At 50.2% G+C, this 1,088-nt stretch carries 1 protein-coding gene and 1 pseudogene; both read left to right on the forward strand.

All coding sequences use genetic code 11. From position 1 onward, the window contains the following. Window positions 1-102 (forward strand): annotated as a pseudogene (locus R7Q48_RS24715) (hypothetical protein); the annotation flags it as partial. A 77-nt stretch (window positions 103-179) separates the two neighbouring features. Then, window positions 180-1,088: alpha/beta hydrolase (locus tag R7Q48_RS24720; RefSeq protein ID WP_318132752.1), on the forward strand; the 909-nt coding region annotated here is incomplete at its 3' end.

Here is a 1,088-nt window from a genome sequence, read left to right on the forward strand (position 1 = left end):
CTAGTGAAAACTGCAGTAGGCAGCACGCAATTCCAAGAGTGTTTCTTCGCGCACTGCCAAGTACCTGAAATTGCAGAATATGTGAAGTCGCTACTAGACTAAGCACTCATTTTATCGGGAAATAGGTTAAGGCCAGCCATTGTGCTGGCTTTTTTTGTTTTTAAGCCGGAGAGAATGCCATGCACGTTGCGCCGATTACTTCACTACAGACTTGGTTTCCTGAGCATCTCGTTTTGCCTTTGTGGTCTGAGCCTCAAATCCCCTCCCATCTGGTGCAAAGTTATCAAGAAAGAAATCCGAACGAGTTGTTACCAGATCGCGCAGTGTTTGAGATCACGCATCCCGAAATTGTCGTGTTTGAACCAGAGCAATCCAACGGGATTGGTATTTTATTGATGCCCGGTGGCGGTTATCAGCGAGTCTCGGTGGATAAAGAAGGGGCGGACAGCGCACGCGTGTTGAACCAAGCAGGTTTTACCGTGTTTGTGATGACCTATCGCATGCCAAATGAAGGGCATGAATTTGGAGCTTGGACGCCACTGGCGGACGCGCAGCGAGCAATGCGTTTGGTGCGTCGGTTGCCTTTAGCGTCGCATTTATCATCGATTGGTGTGTTAGGTTTCTCGGCTGGCGGACACGTTGCAGCGAGCTTAGCGACGAGTCACGCATTGGATATTTATCCTCTTCAAGATGAGGCGGACCGTGTATCTGCCAAGCCCGATTTTTGCGCTTTGATGTACCCGGTGATCAGTATGAACATCGATATTGCGCACATGGGCTCGCGTGCCGAGTTACTGGCTAATTTGGTACGTGAATCTGACCTTCTCCGATTCTCGCTAGAAAAACAGGTGACGTCAGACATGCCGCCTTGTTTTCTTTTACATGCCAGTGACGATACCGCCGTGAGCGTGGCAAACAGCCTCGTGTTTTGGCAAGCACTTCGCCAGCACGAAATCGCAACCGAAATGCACTTGTTTGAGCAAGGTAAACACGGTTTTGGTATTCGCGATGCACAAGGTTTGCCTGTCGCGGCGTGGCCGCAATTGCTCTCTGCATGGCTACAAAATCTGGCCGAGAAAGCACGCAGA

The sequence above is a fragment of the Vibrio sp. 378 genome, assembly GCF_033339435.1.